The organism is Lacipirellula sp. (genome assembly GCF_965279485.1).
In the GTDB taxonomy this organism is placed as follows: Bacteria; Planctomycetota; Planctomycetia; order Pirellulales; family Lacipirellulaceae; genus Lacipirellula.
In genome coordinates, this window is sequence record NZ_CBDIIC010000002.1 from 1,108,506 (window position 1) to 1,125,822 (window position 17,317).

Below are 17,317 nucleotides of genomic sequence, written 5' to 3' on the forward strand. Positions count from 1 at the left end.
GCAACTGCTGCGCGAACGGGTGACCGTGACCAGAGGGGTAGTGCCCTCTTTTCGGAAGTTGCTCGGGCTAGGACTTCTTTATTCCGCCACCTCTCCGGTGGCGAGGAAGGGTCATGGACATGGCCGCTATTCTTTCGACCGCTCGTCGTCCGTCCGATCCCACGATGCTCGAAATCGAAGCCCGCAAGGCTGAGATTCTTGCACGGCAACAAGCCGCCGTCGACGAGCTGCTCGCTGAGCATTCGATGCTGATGGCCGATTGCTACGACGAGGCACGCATCACCGGCGCCGACCCGTTTCGGCTGCTCGTCGAGACGAACGCCGCATTGAGTCAGCGCGACGAAACTGAACCGCTAGACTTGGCTGACCACCTGAAGCGTCTGCCGTTCGCGAACTGCCAAGTCATCGTCGAGCAGGTGCTCGTCGACAGACCGAAGCCCGAACCGCGGGAAATGTCGAAGGCGGACATCTGCAACGTCGACATCGGCAGTCTGTGGGTGTTGAACTCAATTCCCGACTGCGACGAAGAGCAGTACACGCTCGGCGCCATCGATCCGGAAACCGTCGACCTGGAGCCGAACGCCTTCGCGGAGTTCCAAGAGGCGAACGCCAAGCCGATCGCGTTTCGGCTGAAGACTGAGCCGAAGACGCACCGCGACGTGCGCTCGTTCCGCAGCAAGCGGAAATAGGCCCTGTGGCGAATTACCACAGGGTTCACGCCGCGCGGGCAGGCGCGGCGGTTCATTTCTCGCACCCCGAGCGGCGGCACGGCATGTAGCAGCATGATGCAAGCGGCCGTCAGTGGCTCATCGCCCGTCCAAGTTGCTCGATAAAACGGCTCGCTACTATCCACGACACAATGGCCATTACGCTAAAACCAGTACATGCGCCCAAGATAGCCGCGGTTCTCTTGTTGCCCGGTCCGGCCAACCAGTGTCCGAGGCCATATCCGATTGCGGCTGCGAGGACGCAGAAGAAACCGCCGCCGCACACCATCGGAACAAAGAACCACATCGCGCTACCTTTTGGGAGGACGTTGCTCACCACCTGCCGCGGGCAAACGACGGGGTTTCTTGTCATCAATTGGCACGCGGATGATTCGTGCAACCGGCGAAGCACAGTTCCGCTGACTCCATTGGCAGTCCGTAGAACTCGGCGGCGTCGCTAATTTTACGTCTAATCCAACCAATGTCTTTGCCGTTGGGAACTATGTAGCCGCCGAAACGGTCGCGCGACCCATCCTTGCCGTAGATAATTATTCGTCCATCAGCATGCCTCGCAACAGTCATTGCGTGGTCAACGAACTCACCCGGCGCTTTTTCTTTCTTGCAACTTGCGGAGGCGAGTTCGATCCATTCATCCAGATCGACGTCGACCTCTGTGTTGCCGAACTGAACGGTCAATTTGCGTCGCATGACGATGCTCTCTTGGCTCGATGGCGTCGGTGAAACCCGCACGGCCTGTTTTGGCTGCTTTGTAGCTAAAGCGACTTTAACCCCAATGCCCCTAACTCGAAGACAACGCCTGCTGCAGCTCCGCCACCGTCGATTCGAGGGCGGCGATCCGTTCGTTCGTCTGCTTGAGCGACCACGCCCACAAGCCCGTGAGAATCGAGGCGAGCGTTATTGCGATCAAATCTAGGTGGACGACAGCGAGCATAGATATTCCCTGAAGGGTTTTCGAGACGTTCAGACTCTAATTATCTGGAGGACCAATGGCAAGTTTAAGTACCAACAAGGCGGGCAACCGCCGCATCATGTTCAGCCACGGCGGGCATGCTGGGCCGATCAGGAGCATCGGGCGAGCAAAAAAAGACAGCCGGCGTCGCTAGATGCGTTCGACGCCGGCTGTACAAGAAGGGGTGGTGGATGCACACGGACGGGTCACCACCCATATCCGATGTTAATTGGCACCGAGACCGATGCAAATAAGCGACGCGAAGTCGGTTGAGGAATGAGGCTACCGTAGGGCCTTCTCACCATGCACACCGCCGCGGGCAGGCGGCGGGGTTATTTGTTCGGTCGGGAGCAACTGAGCGCCCAGCCGTAGAGCCCAATGGCGAGCACCCCCAGGCCGATCACGAACGCGATCGGATTGAAGGCCGAGAGCGTTGCCGCGGAGCAGATCATGGCGCCGGACAGTACGACGATGGAGCAGCTGATTGCTTGCATGGCGGCGGGTTTATTTGCGACGGCGGAAGAGTATGGCTCCAAACAAGCCGGTTATTAGCGTAACCGCAGAGGCAGGCTCGGGTACGACGGTAGCGTAACCGGAAACGACGGTGCAAATTGTGCCAGAGTTCGTAGCGGTGTCCCTCATCGCAAAGAGCCTCCAGTCCGCTACCCCCGGAGAGAATCCTCGTTCTGTTGGAAATCGATCCCCATCAAAATGCCCGTCGTCGAAGTGTGCAACGATAGTTGGGATCGCGACAGATCTGCCATTAATCTCGAACACCATCGTCGGCAGGAAAATCGCGTCATAACCGTAGTTGTGATTGACATCATCGAGGTACGTCCACTCGCTTGGGGTTTCCGGTTCGAAGTAAATCGAATCCGGGAAGTGCCCTTCGTAGATTCCGTTCGAATCCGAAGTGCCGCTAACGAAAAGCTGTGCTTTCGAATGTGCGGCGGTCCACCCAATTACGCCATTGCCAAATCTCGGTGATTCGAGCTCCGGCGTCCAAGAAGCTACGAGACTGAGGTCAGCCCCAGCGAGGGGCGACTCTGGTTCGTGCATCCCCGCCTTAATCACGAAGTGGTATTCGATCCATTGCGCCTCCGCAGGTTCAGGGGCAAAAAGACCTGCAGCGAAGGCTAATGACCAAATCGAAGCCGACGAGAGAGCGGCAAGAAGATAGCGCTTCATTAATCGGTGTCCGTGTTTGCCCCACGGCCGCGAGAGCGAGCATAAGCCCACAAGAGATTCGAGTCAATATTTCCCCCTAACCCTTTGGAGACCCACCAATGGCAACTAAGAAACCCCCGACCGTGCGGATGGCAAAGCCCAAGGGCCGCCCCATCCAACTACGGTATACCTGCCCTGAAGAGGGGCGCGAGATCCGCATTTCAACCGGCACGACGAACGAAGTCGACGCGCTGGAGCAAAAGCAGAAGCTTGAGGCGAAACTATTGCTCGGCCTCGAAGCCAAGCCGCGACGGCGCGCGAAGGGTGGCGCCACGATGCTCTGGGAAGACTTCCGCGAACGATACACCGATCTCCATCTCTCGACGCTGCGTGAGAAGTCAGCCGTTGACGCCGAGAGTCGTCTCGACGTTGCCGAGCGAATCCTGAAGCCGCGAACGCTAGGCGACGTGGCGAACAGCGAATCGCTCCACTATCTGCAGCAACAATTGCTGCAGGGCGCCGAGAGCAGGTTCCAGCGGCCGCGGTCGAAGGTCACGGCGCGCAACTACATGCTCGTCATCACCGGAGCGTTGAACTGGGCCGCGTTCATGGAATGGCTGCCGAGCGTGCCGAAGCTCAAGAAACTGAAGATCGCCAAGATGAAACAGATGAAGGGGCGACCGCTCACGGCGGAGGAGTTTGCGTTGATGCTCAAGGCCACCGAGGCGATTGTGGGGGCGGCTGCCGCTCCGTCGTGGCGCCACACCCTCCGAGGCCTCTGGGCGTCGGGGCTGCGTCTTGGCGAGTTATTGCACGTCCACTGGGTCAACAAGAAGTACATCGTCCCGGCGTGGCCAACTGACGGTCTGGGCGTGCTGATGATCCCCGCCGCGATGCAGAAGAACGACACTGAGGAGTCGATTCCGCTGCTCCCGGAATTCGAGCGGTTGCTGCTGAAGACGCCCGACGATCAGCGAACCGGCTGGGTGTTTAATCCGCTATCACTCGACGGCAGAGCAGGGCGGAAGACTCGCAGCGCCCGGCCCCGCGTCGGGTGGGTCAGCAAGATTATCAGCGACATCGGCGAGAAAGCTGGAATCGTCGTGAACGACGACGGCAAGTTCGCCAGTGCGCACGATCTCCGCCGGAGCTGCGCCGATCGGCTGATCTCCGCAGGCCTGCAAGAGCGAGAAGTTGCTGCCGTGTTGCGTCACGCGAGCGTTGAGACGACGCGTCGGCACTACTCGCCGGGCAACGTGCAACGCTCTGCTAGCATCATCCGCGAGGCGTTGGAGCGTACCTAGGTACACCAAACGAAAAAGGGGTCACGTCGTGTAGACGTAACCCCTTTCGTATCAACAAGAGGCGCCGGTGAGAGTCGAACTCACGATGTCGGATTTGCAATCCGATGCCTTAGCCACTTGGCTACGGCGCCGTCACTGACTCTTAGGAAATTATGCAATCTGACCGACCTGGTCAAGTGCAGGTCTTTTGCCGGTTGCGGCGACTTGGCAAACAGGGTTCGCCTTGCCGTGCGTAGCGGTAGTGCTTGTTTATCGGATTGGTTTGAAGCGACACATCACAAAAATTCGATGAGCAATCACCGGAAAGGAAACCCGGCCGAGGAGCGCCCGTCGTTCCCCGGATTTTTCTCGAAAGGATTTCGCACGATGCTCGAACGATCCTTCGGAGTGGCGGCGCGGCGGCGCCGGACCCTCGACGCCCTCGTCCGCCATGTCGCCGAGGCCAGCGTCGAAGCCATCTGTCGGCTCGTCCAAGAACGCGTCGAAGCCATGGGCCCCTGCGAGACCCGCGGCTACGTCCGGGCCCGGGCCGCCCGCGAAATCCGCCAACAGACGCGGCTCGCGTTCTCGCAGCAGCCAGGCGTTGATCCCTCGTGGGAGCTGCTGGTGGTTGTCCGCTCGACCGAGCGGGTCGTCCCGCTCGCCATGCGGCAACTCGCCGCCATTCGCCAGAGTTGCGAAATGCCGCAACGCCGCGCCGCCTAGACTCCGCCGCAGATTGCCATGGATACCACCGACTACCCCTCGCTGGGGCGGCTGGCCGTGCTCAATGCGCAGCTCGCTCGCCAGAACCAGTTCGTCAGCAGCATCGTCGACGAGCAGCTCGACGGCGTCGAGCGGCTATTCCGCGCTGCCGCCGTCAGCGACTGGTCGTCGGTTCTCACCATCAGCGAGCACCTCATCGCCCGCTTGAAAGACCCCGCCGACGCCAGCGTGGTTCGCTCGGCCGAGCAACTCTGCGATCAGCTCCGCCGCGATCCCTCTGGAGCAAAAGTCTCCGTCCGCTTGGCGGAACTCCTCTCGGCCTGCCGGAGCCGCCAGTCCGGCTCGCCAGCTAGATAAGGCGTTTTAGCCTTCCCGGCAAATACCAGCCGCGCCGCCGCTCTAATTCCCAATCGCAGCGGAGCGTCTTTCTACCGCGGCCAATGGTTTTCGAAGACGTAGAGCGCCACCACAAGGACGGCCATCACCATCGCGATGAAGTAACCCATGTGGTTTAGTGTAGCCGACTAGTCGAATCGCTAGGCGTATTGAACGCCTAACCTACAAAAAAAACCGCCGGTCAAACGACCGGCGGCTCGAGGCGGTGAATTATTCTCGTCGCGAAGCGATCCGCTCGTTAGCGGACGACGCTCTCGGCGCCGAGATTGTAGATCATGATCGGGCGGCTGCTGGTGTACCAAGCGAACGGCCGTCCGCCCGGTTGCTGCCACGCCGGGCTATACATCGTCGTAAATGGCATTCCCGAGGCGGTCGGGCGGCTGCCGGAGAAGCCGTACCAACGCATCGAATCGAGCCGAGCCATCCGCTGGGCAGCCCGTTCCATCGCCTTCTGCTGGGCGATGGTCGGCTCCATGCTCCGCTTGTAGGTCGACGGGTAGAACGAATCGGGGGCGGTCGAGGTCGCCTCGGGGGCAGCCGGCTCGTCGAATTCCTGCGCCACAGCGGGCGAGCCGGTGCAGAACGCGGCCAAAGCGGAGATCGTCGCGAGTTTGAACCCGAAGGTACGGAGAGATTTCATGGGACGGGGCGTCTCCTGCCAAGATATCGAAGGCGGGGGCGAACTACCCTCGGATGGATTCCGATCGGGTCGAGGCGGGGGCGAATCTGGGTCGCGTAGGATCCCGACATTGGTTCGCTAAACATTTCTTCGGTCGCGAGCAGGCATGGCGCTCAGACCGATCGCTGCGACAGGCGCAGTTTCCCAACCTTGACCCGATGGCAGTTCCGCTTGGCGAATCTGGCGGAACTTTGCCGCGCCAACGTCGGCTTTTGGCCCCTCGCGCGCTCCGCCACGGCGGTTCGTTCGACAGGGCAGGGGGCCGCAAAGTTTGCGCGACTGGACGTTCGCCGCCGCTGGATCGCGGAGAATTCGTCGCCTCGCCGGCAGGTGCGCCGGAGGCGGGTATACTTACGCAACGACGGCATTCCGCATGAAGCCGTCCCATTCAACGAGTCGATTTGGTTGCCCCTCACGGGGTGCTCACAAACAGGAGTTTTTTGGTATGAAGACGTTCGCTTTGCTCGTGTGCTGCCTGACCCTGACCTTCGCGACCATTGGCTGCAAGAAGGAAGAGACCAAGCCGACCGCACCAGCCGCCACCACGACCCCGGAAGCGACCCCCGCTGCTGAGCCCGCCGCCGAACCGGCCGCCGAAGCTCCGGCTCACTAAAGCTGGTTTAACATCTCGAAATGTAAACGGGGCGGCTTCCCTCTGGAAGCCGCCCCGTCGTCGTTTGTGGATTCGCCGCTAGCGGGTTCTAGGCGTTCTTCTTGGGCCGCGGCACGCGGCCCTTGCCGCCGCGTCCTCTCCCTTTCGGCTCTTTGATCTTCACCGAATCGACCGTCTCGCCGATCGAATCTTGCATCTTCTCGATGCGATCGCGAATCGCCGCCGCCCGTTCGAACTCGAGCGCATCGGCCGCCGCGAGCATCTCCTCTTCGAGTTCCGACAGATATTCGGCGGTAATGTACTGCGTTTCGTCTGTCCGCCCCACGGCCGCATTCGCCTGGGCGTGCGCCGCGGCAACCGATTCGATCCCGCGATGGATCGCCTTCTTGATCGTCTCCGGCGTGATGCCGTGCTCGAGGTTGTATTCTTGCTGCAGCTTACGACGTCGTTCGGTTTCGTCGATCGAACGCTGCATCGAGTTGGTCATCCGGTCGCCATACAAGATCACCTTCGCGTTGACGTTACGAGCGGCGCGGCCGATCGTCTGCATCAGCGACGTCTCGCTGCGGAGGAAGCCTTCCTTGTCGGCGTCGAGAATCGCCACCAATGAAACTTCCGGCAAGTCGAGGCCTTCCCGCAGCAGGTTAACGCCCACGAGCGCCTCGAACCTTCCTTCACGCAAGTCGCGCAAATGCTCCACCCGCTCGAACGCATCGAGCTCGCTATGGAGCCACTTGCACGCGATGCCTTGCTCCTGCAGGTAGTTCGCCAAGTCCTCGGCAAGCCGCTTCGTCAGCGTCGTCACCAGTGTCCGCTCGCCGATCGCGACGCGAGCCCGAATTTCTTCGAGCAAGTGCGGCACCTGACCGCGCGCGGGAACGACTTCGATCACCGGATCGAGCAGCCCCGTCGGCCGCACCACTTGCTCGATCACCTCGCCGCCCGTTTGCCCCAGCTCGTACTTACCCGGAGTTGCCGAAACGTAAATCGCTTGATCGACCCGCTCCCGCCACTCGTCGAACTTCAGCGGCCGGTTGTCGAGCGCACTCGGCAGCCGGAAACCATGCTCCACGAGCGTTTCCTTGCGGCTCCGATCGCCGGCGTACATGGCCCCAATCTGCGGGATCGTCGCATGCGACTCGTCGATGAACAGCAGATAGTCCTTCGGAAAGAAGTCGAACAACGTCGACGGCGCCGACCCCGGCGGCTTGCCGCTGAGCGGTCGGCTGTAGTTTTCGATCCCCGGGCAGTAGCCCACCTCCATCATCATCTCGATGTCGAACCGCGTCCGCGCGTTGAGCCGTTGCGCTTCCAGCATCTTGCCGTTGCTGCGGAACTGTTCGAGTCGATCAGAGAGCTCTTTGCGGATCGAATCGACGGCGTTGTGAACCCGCTCTTCGGGCAGCACGAAGTGTTTGGCCGGGTAGATATACATCTGCTCCAAATGGCTCACCGCCTCGCCGCTCACCGGATTGATGATCGATAGCCGTTCGATCTCATCGCCCCAAAACTCGATGCGGTAGGCGAACTCCTCGTACGACGGCCAAATCTCGACGCAATCGCCACGGACGCGGAACTTGCCGCGGGCCGGATCGGCGTCATTACGGTCGTACTGAATATCGACCAGCCGGGCGAGAACGTCGTCGCGATCGAGCGTTTGCCCAACGCTTAGCCCAACCATCATCTGCTTGTAGTCTTCCGGCGAACCTAAGCCGTAAATGCACGACACGCTCGCGATAACGATCACGTCGCGGCGACTCACCAGCGAACTGGTCGTCGCCAGTCGCATGCGGTCGATCTCTTCGTTGATCGACGCATCCTTCTCGATGTAAATATCGCGCTGCGGAATGTACGCTTCCGGTTGGTAGTAGTCGTAGTAGCTGACGAAGTAGCTCACCGCGTTGTGCGGAAAGAACTCTTTGAACTCGGAGTAGAGCTGCGCCGCCAACGTCTTGTTGTGCGATAGGATGAGCGCCGGCCTTTGCACCTGCTGGATGACGTTCGCCATCGTGAACGTCTTGCCCGAGCCGGTGACGCCCATCAACATCTGCTCGCGCTGGCCATCCTTTAGGCCCTGCACCAGCGCTTTGATCGCCGCCGGTTGGTCGCCGGCGGGCTTGAATGGGGATTCAAGTTGGAACTGCACGTGGTGATCCTTCTAACGGCGTTGCCCGACGCTTAGCGACTGGCAACCTCCGATTCATCTGCAATGGGCAGGAGGTAGGGTCGAATCCGATCGATGGTCCGCGGACCGATGCCGTCGACGCGGCTCAATTCTTCCAAGCTGCGAAACTGGCCATGTTCTTCACGCTCGGCGACGAGCCGTTCGGCGAGCGTCCGGCCGACGCCCGGCAGCTGAATCAGCTCGGGCCAATCGGCTTGGTTGACGTTTACTTGGAACTGAGCGGTGAGCGGCGGGGCGCGGTCGATGTCGATCACGCCGCCCGGCTCCCGCGAGTGCCGCCACCAACCTGCCGCCAACAACGCCAAAACGCCGGCCGCCAACACGGTCGCCGTGCGGCGTTCCGCCGGTCGAATTAGCAGGTCGTTCCGCGGTGGGGCAGGGGAGGGCATTGGGCCGGTCGTGGACGCAAGCATTCCGAGCGCGGTACAAAATCGAATCTGCAATTATAGCGAACCGCCCCTGCGAAGTGCGGAAAGGGGTCGGGGGCATTTTGCCACTGGCGGCGTGTCAGCGAGCAAAGAACCCCCAGTGGCAAAATGCCCCCGACCCCGTCTCTGCCAGCCATCTCCGAAAGCCCCCCAATGAAACGCGATTTTCAGCAAATTGAATGGGATGCCGCCACCATCGAGGATTGCCGGCAACTTGTGCGGCTGGCCGTTCGCGAAGATCTCGAACGGCAGCAAGACTGGACGACGCTCGCGACCGTCGCCCCCGAACGCCGCGGCGCCGCCGACATCGTTTCTCGCCAAGCTGGCTATGCCGCCGGCATCCAAGCGACAGCCGTTGTCGTCGACGAGATGGGGGGCCGCCTCACGTTTGAAGCGTTTGCCGCCGATGGCGATCGCATCGAGGGCCGCACCACGCTTGGCCGGCTTTCCGGCAGCGTCCGCGACCTGCTCACCTGCGAGCGGATCGTGCTGAACATCCTCGGCCGCATGATGGGCGTCGCCACGCTGGCGAGCCAATATGTGGAGCGCGTCGCCGGCACGAACGCCCGCATTTACGACACCCGCAAAACAACGCCTGGCTGGCGGCGACTCGAAAAATTCGCCGTCCGCTGCGGCGGCGCGTACAACCATCGTCTCGGCCTCTACGACGCCGTGCTGATCAAGGACAACCACCTCGCACAATTCGCCGCAGCAGGCGAATCGCAACCGGCGACGGCGGCGCGAGCGGTGCGGCAAGCGCGCCAGTTCCTCGCCGAACTGGGCGACATCGAACCACTTCCCTCCGGCGGTCTCATCGAGATCGAGGTCGATTCGCTCGAGCAACTCGCCGCGGTGCTACCCGAACACCCGGATATTGTGCTGCTCGACAACATGAACCTCGAACAGCTCCGCGCCGGCGTTGCGCTGCGCAACTCGCTGGCGCCGGAGGTGGAGCTCGAAGCCTCGGGCGGCGTGAACCTGGAAACGGTCCGCGGCATCGCCGAAACGGGCGTCGATCGCATCAGCGTCGGCGGCATCACCCACGCGGCCAAGTCGCTCGACGTCGGCCTAGACTGGCACGCGTAGGCCGGACGCTCGCAACATCCCGCCGGACGACCGGCACAATCCGCCTCTTCCCCCCCGTCAGAATTCGTACCTTGTCCGCTACATTCTGGTTGACACTCCCCGTTTCCCCGAATATCCTAGGCAGAGTGTGGGCAGCAATCCGCACGCATTCGTCAAACGTTTTATTTTATCGTTCTGATCGGGAAGTGGACCTCATGAACATTCGATCGGCGGCGAGTCGTCAGGACTCGGCTGCTGTCCGAACAGGCAACTTGACCTCGCCTGGGTCCGCTTCACCTTCTTGGAAGAACGATCGTTAGTCTCACCGCTTCCTCGAGGCTAACTCTCCGAAGTATCCCCCGCGTACGGGTCGCGTTGCCGCCAATTCATGAGCTGCGAAGACTTTCTTCGCGTTCTGCCAGGACATGCGGCGCACCACTACCTGACTTCTCGGCCCCAACTTAGCTCGCGCATCTAGCGATGCGCGCTCGAAGAAGCTGTGTCGATCCATCGACGCGGTTGGCCGATCGAATGCGGCCCCACTCGGCATGAATGCCGTGAGGGGACCCCTTGAGACCCGCTCCTGATCGCTTCCGTGCACCGGAGTGATCGAAGACTGCTTGATCAGCGCTGCAAGGCGTCGCAGGTGATCGGCAGTGGAGTAGAGGACACCTCACTATGTCGCGAGTCAGCATCTTTGAATCTGTACGTTCGTTCGCGTTGCTCGTGGCGGCCGCAGCGGCCGTCGGCGTTGGCCTCAGTGCCGGCGAAGCGCAGGCCGTCGTACCGACCCCCACCGGCTTCACGCTCAACGTCTCTCCTTACGCTCGCGTGCTCGATTATCTCGGCACGCCGCAGTTCATGGACGTGCTCTGGGAAGAGTCTTGCGACAATCCCCACCTCCGCGTCCGCGCTCGCAACAAGCCGGCGATCATGCTATCGAACAACGCTGATTCGGCGGCGCCGATTACTAGCTTCACGCTGAGCATGGATTCATCGCAGCCTTACTTCTTCGGAACCGGCGACGCTGGCACGGACAATTTCACGGCCTACATCAAAGACACGATCTACACCGACGCTGGCGTCTCGATCACTGGCAGCTCGATCTCGCCAGACGGCAAGACGCTGACGGTGAACTTCGACGGCCTCACCGCCGGCAAGAAGGCGATCTTCAACGTCGACTTCGACGCGGTCGACCCGGGCATGTTCCCGTTCCCCGACTACCGGATGGCTCTACTGGGCGCGCCGTACCCGGGCGAGAACCCCACGACGCCCGCCACCTACGGCGCCACGTTCACGAACGCCGCCAGCCCGGTACCGAATGCTCAAACCCTGTCGAACACCTTCACGCAGGTGATTGAAACCCCCAGCTACCACGACCTGGTCATCCGCCCCTACGGCGTCATGGACAAGGTTGAGATCATCCCTGGCGGCGGCGGTGAAGTTCCGGAACCGAGCAGCCTCGTGCTGGCACTCGGCGGCCTCGGCTTGCTGGCCGTCCGCCGCATCCGGACGGCAGCCTAACGCGACCCCGGGCTGGTTCGCGGACGCCACAGGCCGGCGGAACTTCTGCACGCCTGCTAGCGACCAGCTTGAAACGATCACTCCCGAGGCGGGGCAGCACTTGCTGCCCCGCCTTTTTCTTTGCGCCGTTAGTGCGCTCGCTCCTCACGCGGTATCGCGCGCCGCTAGCACGCCCCTCATTCGCCTCCAAGTTCCGGTTAGGAAACGCCGGTAAACTTTGCGGCTTCAACCGGTCGAAACGGTTGCTCCTATCGTGCCGTTTCTGCGGATTTCTCCGGAAATGCGATAAGTGCGGCCGCGCCGCTTTCCGATTATTCGAATGGGCAAACCGTAGGTCGCGCTGCGAACCCGTAATCGCATCGAACGACGACCACGGCCCTGACGACGACTCGGGCGGCCCTGCATCGAGTCGGGGGAAACGTCGGGGCTGATACGAACTTTTAGGGGGGAATTTGGAATGAAACTTCTGACCTGGGGGAGCGCTGCGCTCGCAGTTTGTCTCGCCATGGGGAGCGCTGCGCAACTGCACGCTCAAAGCGTGGGCGGCGGCGGAATTGGCGGTGGCGTCGGCGGTGGTGTTGGCATCGGCGGCGGCGGATCGCTCGGCGCCTCCGACTTCGGCTCGGCCATGGACGACTCCGGCTATGGCTCGTATAGCTCGGGCGGATCTTGCTCGACCGGCAGCTCCGGCTTGTTCAGCCTCGTCGACCGCAACGCGCAACTCGTCTTCGGCGCCGAGTATATTTACGCTCAGGCCACCTTCAGCGAAGCGCTCGCTTACGTTGAACAAAACGCCATCGACGGCGGCGAAACCTGGCACCAAATCGACTTCAACTACAACTCTTCGTACAGTTTCTACGGCGGGATCTACCTGCCTGATTGCGGCGGCTCGGTCATCTTCGACTTCACCCGCATGACGAGCGACGGCGATTACTCCGCCAGCGAGACGACCGGCGTCGACATCTTCGGCCCGTTTGAAATCGACGGCAACATCGACGGCCACGCGAGCGTCGACCTCAAGTCGTACGACTTGTCGTTCGCCAAGACGATTCCGCTCGGCTGCCTCCTCGGCGGAGCCCCCTGCGGCGACTGCTGCGACGACTCCTGCTGCGGCGACGGTTCGTGCGGCAACGGTTGCGGCGGCGGATGGTGCCCCGCGTGGGATATTACTTGGTCGGGCGGCATTCGCTATGCGAATGTCGGCTGGAACAACGGACTCACCGCCACCGACCCGCTCAACGGCGCCTTTATCGACTCGGCCAACACCTCGCTCAACTTCGACGGCTTTGGCGGTCGCGTCGGCCTGATGGGTCGCCGCTACATCGGCAAACGCGGTCTGTTCAGCGTCTACGGTCGCGGCGATTGGTCGCTCTTGTTCGGCAACGTCGACATCGACACGATCATCACCAACCAAGCCGGTTCGGCCTTCCTCCGCACCAGCAACGACATCACCGTCCCGGTCACCGAAATCGAGCTCGGCGCCTCAGCCCACCTTGGCCAACACGCTACGATCTCGGCCGGTTACTTCTGGTCGGCGTGGCATGACCTCGGCATGAGCCCCGAGTACAACTTCGATCAGTTCCAGATCAGCCACTACGACGATGCCAACATCCTCGGCTGGAATGGTCTGTTCGGCCGCGTCGAAGTCGCGTTCTAACTTCGACCGCTCTCAGCTGACGGGCCCAGCCGATAGCTGAGCTAACGATCGCAAACGAAAACAGGGCCAGTCGCTCCGCGGGAGTGACTGGCCCTGTTCGTTGTTTTGTGCTTCGCGGCGACTAGCGCTCCGCGGCCATCAAGCGCGCAGCAACCCAGCCGACGATGTTCGCAGAAGAGAGTGCGACAGATGCTTAGCGAGTCGAGGACGCCATCAAGCGGTCGCGGTGAGCGCGACGCTGGGCGCGAAGGCGGGCGCGACGCTTCGTCTCGCTCGGCTTCTCGTAGAACTCGCGGACGCGGATTTCCTTCTTGATCCCGCTACGCTCTACCAGCTTCCGAAACCGACGGACAGCCTCTTGGGCCGTCTCTTTGTCACGCAGTGTCAGCTTAACCACGCCGAATTGCCTTTCGTCCGAATCGACTTACGCCGCCAACGCGCCCTACCGAGGGCTAACCCGTTGACGGGAAACTACTAAGGTAGCATCGGCGCTCCAGACCGTAAAGCCCGAGGAAACGCCGACCGCCGGGCCCCCGCCGAAAACTCCCCGCAGCCGGAACAACCCGCATTTCCCGGGCGGAACCGAAGCGCACCGGGGCCAGTTCGGGTTCTCCGCCCGCCGCGGCCATGTCGATTCAACTCACCAGCCGGCGATCGCCTTACCGATTGCCGCTCCCCAAGCGGAAGCTGGCGATGAGCGACTCCGAACGCCTTAACCAACTGCATCAGCTCGACTTACGCCACGACGAGCTGCTCCAGATGCTCGCCGACCTCGATCAACAGGTCGATGCGGCGATCGCGATCATCCGCCCGCCAGCGGCGAAGGAAACGCACGAACAGCCCGCCCAGCCGCCGCGCAAGAAGCCCGCAGCCGCGTAGAGCGCTCGGCCGCATTCCTAGCCCCGGGCTCCTCCCGGGGGTCGGCTTCCACGCCGCGACGCCTTGTGGCTCGCAGCGTCACCCCCGGGCGGAGCCCGGGGCTAAGAGCAGCCAACTACCGCCGATCGAGGTGCCCCGACTTATTAATCGCCCGTAGCAGCCGCAGCCCGAGCATCCCGCTCAGCACCATCCCCGCGACGCCCGGCGCCGACACCCCTTCAATCGGCCAAAACCAAAACGGCCAAACGTTGTTGGTCACGAGCAGCACCGACCCAATAAACAGCGCGCTCGTCATCATCCCTAGCACGAGCCGATTGACCGAAGGCTCGAGCCCGCGGTGATCGAGGTGGACGTCGAACCGCCCCGTCTGCACCTGCTGCAAGATGTCGCGCATCCGCCGCGGAAAAACCTCCGCCAGCTGCTCCAATTCGTAAGCGATCTGCCGCGCTTTGCGAAACTGCCGCCGCGGCGAAATCCGCCGAGCCATCATCTTCTTGCGATACGGCTTGAGGATCTCCATCAAGCTGAAGTTGGGGACCAGCCGCCGGCCGGTTCCCTCAAGCATCACCAGCACCTTCAGCAGCATCGTCATCGGCGCCGGCAAGACGATACGGTGCCGCCGCATCACTTCGAACATCTCGCGCAGCGCCGCGGCGAGTTCGAACCCCTCAACCTGCTGATGCCCAAACTGCGCGATGAAATCGGCCAGGTCGATTTGCAGCGCCGATTCATCAAGTCCCGGCGGCGTCGCGCCAACGCGAATCACGATCGCCCCCAACCGCTGGCTATCTTGCTCGACGATCGCCAGCAGTAACTCTTCGATTTCTTCCCGCAGCGAATCGTCGATCCGCCCGACCATGCCGTAGTCGAGCAGCCCGATTCCCTCGTTCCGCAGCAGCACTAAATTCCCCGGGTGCGGATCGGCGTGATAAAAGCCGTTCTTGAAAATCATCTCCAGGTACAAGTCGGCGCCTTGCCGCGCAATCGCCGAGAGTTGAATATCGCACTCTGCCAGTTGCTGCGGCGACGAGAGCGGAATCCCCTCGAGCCACTCCATCACCAACACGCGATCGGTCGAGTAGTCGGCAAACGGCTTTGGGATCCGCACCAGCGGGCTGCCATTAAAATTCCGCCGAAACTCTTCCATGTGACGGCGTTCGCGATCGAAGTCGAGTTCCCGCCGCAGCGCCCGCTGAAACTCCGCCACGCTCGCCACCGGCTGATACGGCGCGAGCTCCGGAATCATCTCGGCAAGCTGTGCGAGCCCCTGCAGAATATCGAGGTCGACCCGCACGCGACGCGCAATGTCGCGCCGCTGCACTTTTACTGCTACTTCTTCGCCAGTGATCAACCTTGCGTGGTGCACCTGCCCAATCGACGCCGACGCAACCGGCGTCGTGTTGAACTCCGTGAACATATCAGAGAGCGCGCAGCCCAGCTCTTCTTCCACCAACTGCGTCACCACGTCCGACGCATCGGGCGGCACACTCGTCTGCAGCTTCTCTAGCTCCTCGGCCAGCTCAGCCCCAACCATATCGGGCCGCGTGCTCATGATCTGGCCGAGCTTGATGAACGTCGGTCCCAGCTCTTCCATCGCGAGCCGAATCCGCACCTCGCGACTCGCATCCGCGAGGACTTGACCTTCGCGATTTTTTAGCAACCCGCGGCCGAATGAAAATTCGAATCGGCTCAGCCAGCCCGCCAGCCCATACTTGCTGAGGATCGACAGAATCTCCCGCCAACGATTGACGTTGCGATAAACCTGGGGGATGGCGCCGATACGCATGCGATGGTCTCGTGTGGGCTCCACGGCTTGCACGCCGACGAGCGATGGAATCCATTGTACTCGGCTGGCCGTGGGGTCGCTATTTCAGGCCGTTGCCGATCGACTTGTCTTCGAGGAATCCCGATGTTTACGAGAATGCTTCCTGTGCTCGCGGCCCTTACGATTCTCGCAATCGCTTCCACTGCCAACGCTGGCGAGCCCCTCAAGGCGATGACGTTCAACATCCGCCTCGCCACCGGCGACGACGGCGAAAACGTCTGGTCAAAACGGAGCGACTTGGCAATCGGCGTCATCCGCGACGAGAAACCGCACGTCTTCGGCGTCCAAGAAGCCCAGCCGATCCAAATTGAAGAGCTCAACGCCGCGCTTCCCGAGTACATCAACGTCGGCGTCGGCCGCCGCGCCGACGGCAGCGATGAGTTTTCGGCAGTCTACTTCCGCCGCAATCGCTTCCACCTCAGCGACGCCGGCACGTTTTGGCTCTCCGACGAACCAACAGTGCCCGGCTCGCGGTCATGGGGCAACAACCTGCCGCGTATCGCCACCTGGGTCCGGTTGCTCGATCAGGCCAACAAACGTCGCATCATCGTCCTCAACACCCACTGGGATCACGAGTCGCAACCAGCGCGCCTCAACAGTGCGAAGCTAATTTGCGAGCAACTTAAGAAAATCAGCGGCGACGACGAGCCAGTGATCGTCACGGGCGACTTCAACGCCACGCCCGAAAACCCGGCGATGGCCGCGCTGATCGAGCAGGGGGGCCTACGCGACACGCTGAGCGTCGCTCACCCCAAAGAAAAAAACACCGGCACATTCCACGGCTTCGGCCGCGTCGAGAAGGGCCCCAAGATCGACGCCATCCTCGTCTCTCCGCAGTGGAAGGTAAAAGACGCCACGATCATCCGCACGCATGACGGCAATCGTTATCCGTCGGATCACTACCCAGTGACGGCGACGCTTGAACTCCCGTAAGCTGCACTTTTAACCCGATGGCCTGCCATTAAGCGTTGATAAATTTAGAGCGACGGTGCGCTAGCCTTCCTCTCCCGGAGGGAGACTCGATAGTAGCCCAGCAATTTATTGCTGGGTTAACGGCCGACCACGGTGCCGTTTGTCCCAGAGGGACAACTGAAGATTTGCTGCCTTACTCAACCGTCCCTCCGGGACTGCAAACTCGGGGAGGGCGCTATCGCAACCCAGCAATAAATTGCTGGGCTACGATCGGTCGTCCCGCTGGGACGCATATTTATTG

At 61.6% G+C, this 17,317-nt stretch carries 19 protein-coding genes and 1 tRNA gene; 10 read left to right on the forward strand and 10 right to left on the reverse strand.

Annotated elements, in window-relative coordinates; genetic code table 11:
- Nucleotides 1-119: 119 nt before the first annotated feature.
- Nucleotides 120-689, forward strand: a complete 570-nt coding sequence (locus ACQY7R_RS12050) for a hypothetical protein (protein ID WP_428305848.1) — start codon at nt 120-122, stop codon at nt 687-689.
- 390 nt (nt 690-1,079) lie between these two features.
- Here the strand turns inward: ACQY7R_RS12050 and ACQY7R_RS12055 are convergent, their stop codons facing one another.
- The 4 genes from ACQY7R_RS12055 to ACQY7R_RS12070 form a co-directional block, all read right to left on the reverse strand.
- Complete coding sequence (locus tag ACQY7R_RS12055) at nt 1,080-1,415, reverse strand: hypothetical protein (protein ID WP_428305849.1); 336 nt, start codon at nt 1,413-1,415, stop codon at nt 1,080-1,082.
- Nucleotides 1,416-1,506: 91 nt separating this feature from the next.
- Nucleotides 1,507-1,659 carry a hypothetical protein gene (locus ACQY7R_RS12060; protein ID WP_428305850.1) on the reverse strand — a complete coding sequence of 51 codons (153 nt, stop codon included), beginning with the start codon at nt 1,657-1,659 and terminating at the stop codon, nt 1,507-1,509.
- Nucleotides 1,660-2,009: 350 nt separating this feature from the next.
- Complete coding sequence (locus tag ACQY7R_RS12065) at nt 2,010-2,171, reverse strand: hypothetical protein (protein WP_428305851.1); 162 nt, start codon at nt 2,169-2,171, stop codon at nt 2,010-2,012.
- 10 nt (nt 2,172-2,181) lie between these two features.
- Complete coding sequence (locus ACQY7R_RS12070) at nt 2,182-2,865, reverse strand: PEP-CTERM sorting domain-containing protein (protein ID WP_428305852.1); 684 nt, start codon at nt 2,863-2,865, stop codon at nt 2,182-2,184.
- Between the two features lie 98 nt (nt 2,866-2,963).
- Here ACQY7R_RS12070 and ACQY7R_RS12075 point away from each other — a divergent pair, with 98 nt between their 5' ends.
- On the forward strand, nt 2,964-4,148 hold the full coding sequence (locus ACQY7R_RS12075; protein WP_428305853.1) for a tyrosine-type recombinase/integrase: 1,185 nt from the start codon (nt 2,964-2,966) through the stop codon (nt 4,146-4,148).
- Nucleotides 4,149-4,207: 59 nt separating this feature from the next.
- Here the strand turns inward: ACQY7R_RS12075 and ACQY7R_RS12080 are convergent.
- A tRNA-Cys gene (locus ACQY7R_RS12080) sits at nt 4,208-4,279 on the reverse strand.
- Nucleotides 4,280-4,514: 235 nt separating this feature from the next.
- Here ACQY7R_RS12080 and ACQY7R_RS12085 point away from each other — a divergent pair.
- Both ACQY7R_RS12085 and ACQY7R_RS12090 read left to right on the forward strand, forming a co-directional pair.
- On the forward strand, nt 4,515-4,853 hold the full coding sequence (locus ACQY7R_RS12085; RefSeq protein WP_428305854.1) for a hypothetical protein: 339 nt from the start codon (nt 4,515-4,517) through the stop codon (nt 4,851-4,853).
- 18 nt (nt 4,854-4,871) lie between these two features.
- On the forward strand, nt 4,872-5,210 hold the full coding sequence (locus ACQY7R_RS12090; protein ID WP_428305855.1) for a hypothetical protein: 339 nt from the start codon (nt 4,872-4,874) through the stop codon (nt 5,208-5,210).
- A 277-nt stretch (nt 5,211-5,487) separates the two neighbouring features.
- On the opposite strand, the gene ACQY7R_RS12095 is transcribed toward ACQY7R_RS12090, so the two are convergent.
- A complete protein-coding gene (locus tag ACQY7R_RS12095; protein WP_428305856.1) occupies nt 5,488-5,889 on the reverse strand; it encodes a hypothetical protein in 402 nt (133 codons plus the stop codon).
- Nucleotides 5,890-6,373: 484 nt separating this feature from the next.
- Here ACQY7R_RS12095 and ACQY7R_RS12100 point away from each other — a divergent pair, with 484 nt between their 5' ends.
- On the forward strand, nt 6,374-6,541 hold the full coding sequence (locus tag ACQY7R_RS12100) for a hypothetical protein (protein ID WP_428305857.1): 168 nt from the start codon (nt 6,374-6,376) through the stop codon (nt 6,539-6,541).
- 88 nt (nt 6,542-6,629) lie between these two features.
- Here ACQY7R_RS12100 and uvrB read toward each other — a convergent pair whose 3' ends face one another.
- Both uvrB and ACQY7R_RS12110 read right to left on the reverse strand, forming a co-directional pair.
- Complete coding sequence (gene uvrB / locus ACQY7R_RS12105) at nt 6,630-8,687, reverse strand: excinuclease ABC subunit UvrB (protein ID WP_428305858.1); 2,058 nt, start codon at nt 8,685-8,687, stop codon at nt 6,630-6,632.
- A gap of 32 nt (nt 8,688-8,719) precedes the next feature.
- Complete coding sequence (locus tag ACQY7R_RS12110; protein WP_428305859.1) at nt 8,720-9,115, reverse strand: ComEA family DNA-binding protein; 396 nt, start codon at nt 9,113-9,115, stop codon at nt 8,720-8,722.
- 192 nt (nt 9,116-9,307) lie between these two features.
- Here ACQY7R_RS12110 and nadC point away from each other — a divergent pair, with 192 nt between their 5' ends.
- The 3 genes from nadC to ACQY7R_RS12125 all read left to right on the forward strand — a co-directional run bounded on the left by nadC (nt 9,308) and on the right by ACQY7R_RS12125 (nt 13,400).
- Nucleotides 9,308-10,240 carry a carboxylating nicotinate-nucleotide diphosphorylase gene (gene nadC / locus ACQY7R_RS12115; protein WP_428305860.1) on the forward strand — a complete coding sequence of 311 codons (933 nt, stop codon included), beginning with the start codon at nt 9,308-9,310 and terminating at the stop codon, nt 10,238-10,240.
- 657 nt (nt 10,241-10,897) lie between these two features.
- Nucleotides 10,898-11,743 (forward strand): PEP-CTERM sorting domain-containing protein, encoded by an 846-nt coding sequence (locus ACQY7R_RS12120; RefSeq protein ID WP_428305861.1) that lies wholly within the window; start codon nt 10,898-10,900, stop codon nt 11,741-11,743.
- Nucleotides 11,744-12,200: 457 nt separating this feature from the next.
- Nucleotides 12,201-13,400, forward strand: a complete 1,200-nt coding sequence (locus ACQY7R_RS12125) for an Lpg1974 family pore-forming outer membrane protein (RefSeq protein ID WP_428305862.1) — start codon at nt 12,201-12,203, stop codon at nt 13,398-13,400.
- A gap of 193 nt (nt 13,401-13,593) precedes the next feature.
- Here ACQY7R_RS12125 and rpsU read toward each other — a convergent pair whose 3' ends face one another.
- The gene (gene rpsU, locus ACQY7R_RS12130; RefSeq protein WP_428305863.1) at nt 13,594-13,797 is read right to left on the reverse strand and encodes a 30S ribosomal protein S21; all 204 of its coding nucleotides are present in this window, start codon (nt 13,795-13,797) and stop codon (nt 13,594-13,596) included.
- A gap of 230 nt (nt 13,798-14,027) precedes the next feature.
- On the opposite strand from rpsU, the gene ACQY7R_RS12135 reads away from it, so the two are divergent.
- Nucleotides 14,028-14,279 (forward strand): hypothetical protein, encoded by a 252-nt coding sequence (locus ACQY7R_RS12135; protein WP_428305864.1) that lies wholly within the window; start codon nt 14,028-14,030, stop codon nt 14,277-14,279.
- Nucleotides 14,280-14,394: 115 nt separating this feature from the next.
- Here the strand turns inward: ACQY7R_RS12135 and ACQY7R_RS12140 are convergent, their stop codons facing one another.
- Nucleotides 14,395-16,065, reverse strand: coding sequence for an ABC1 kinase family protein (locus ACQY7R_RS12140; protein WP_428305865.1), 1,671 nt, complete (start codon nt 16,063-16,065; stop codon nt 14,395-14,397).
- 144 nt (nt 16,066-16,209) lie between these two features.
- On the opposite strand from ACQY7R_RS12140, the gene ACQY7R_RS12145 reads away from it, so the two are divergent.
- Entirely contained in the window at nt 16,210-17,037 is an 828-nt protein-coding gene (locus ACQY7R_RS12145; RefSeq protein ID WP_428305866.1) for an endonuclease/exonuclease/phosphatase family protein, read from the forward strand.
- Nucleotides 17,038-17,317 lie beyond the last annotated feature (280 nt).

What these genes read in the sequence shown, in the direction of transcription:
- ACQY7R_RS12075 (WP_428305853.1), top strand. Translation starts at nt 2,964, where the DNA reads ATGGCAACTAAGAAACCCCCGACCGTGCGGATGGCAAAGCCCAAGGGC.
- ACQY7R_RS12110 (WP_428305859.1), bottom strand. Translation starts at nt 9,115, where the DNA reads ATGCCCTCCCCTGCCCCACCGCGGAACGACCTGCTAATTCGACCGGCG.
- ACQY7R_RS12120 (WP_428305861.1), top strand. Translation starts at nt 10,898, where the DNA reads ATGTCGCGAGTCAGCATCTTTGAATCTGTACGTTCGTTCGCGTTGCTC.
- ACQY7R_RS12095 (WP_428305856.1), bottom strand. Translation starts at nt 5,889, where the DNA reads ATGAAATCTCTCCGTACCTTCGGGTTCAAACTCGCGACGATCTCCGCT.
- ACQY7R_RS12140 (WP_428305865.1), bottom strand. Translation starts at nt 16,065, where the DNA reads ATGCGTATCGGCGCCATCCCCCAGGTTTATCGCAACGTCAATCGTTGG.
- ACQY7R_RS12100 (WP_428305857.1), top strand. Translation starts at nt 6,374, where the DNA reads ATGAAGACGTTCGCTTTGCTCGTGTGCTGCCTGACCCTGACCTTCGCG.
- ACQY7R_RS12085 (WP_428305854.1), top strand. Translation starts at nt 4,515, where the DNA reads ATGCTCGAACGATCCTTCGGAGTGGCGGCGCGGCGGCGCCGGACCCTC.
- ACQY7R_RS12135 (WP_428305864.1), top strand. Translation starts at nt 14,028, where the DNA reads ATGTCGATTCAACTCACCAGCCGGCGATCGCCTTACCGATTGCCGCTC.
- ACQY7R_RS12050 (WP_428305848.1), top strand. Translation starts at nt 120, where the DNA reads ATGGCCGCTATTCTTTCGACCGCTCGTCGTCCGTCCGATCCCACGATG.
- ACQY7R_RS12090 (WP_428305855.1), top strand. Translation starts at nt 4,872, where the DNA reads ATGGATACCACCGACTACCCCTCGCTGGGGCGGCTGGCCGTGCTCAAT.
- ACQY7R_RS12070 (WP_428305852.1), bottom strand. Translation starts at nt 2,865, where the DNA reads ATGAAGCGCTATCTTCTTGCCGCTCTCTCGTCGGCTTCGATTTGGTCA.
- ACQY7R_RS12125 (WP_428305862.1), top strand. Translation starts at nt 12,201, where the DNA reads ATGAAACTTCTGACCTGGGGGAGCGCTGCGCTCGCAGTTTGTCTCGCC.
- nadC (WP_428305860.1), top strand. Translation starts at nt 9,308, where the DNA reads ATGAAACGCGATTTTCAGCAAATTGAATGGGATGCCGCCACCATCGAG.
- ACQY7R_RS12060 (WP_428305850.1), bottom strand. Translation starts at nt 1,659, where the DNA reads ATGCTCGCTGTCGTCCACCTAGATTTGATCGCAATAACGCTCGCCTCG.
- ACQY7R_RS12065 (WP_428305851.1), bottom strand. Translation starts at nt 2,171, where the DNA reads ATGCAAGCAATCAGCTGCTCCATCGTCGTACTGTCCGGCGCCATGATC.
- ACQY7R_RS12055 (WP_428305849.1), bottom strand. Translation starts at nt 1,415, where the DNA reads ATGCGACGCAAATTGACCGTTCAGTTCGGCAACACAGAGGTCGACGTC.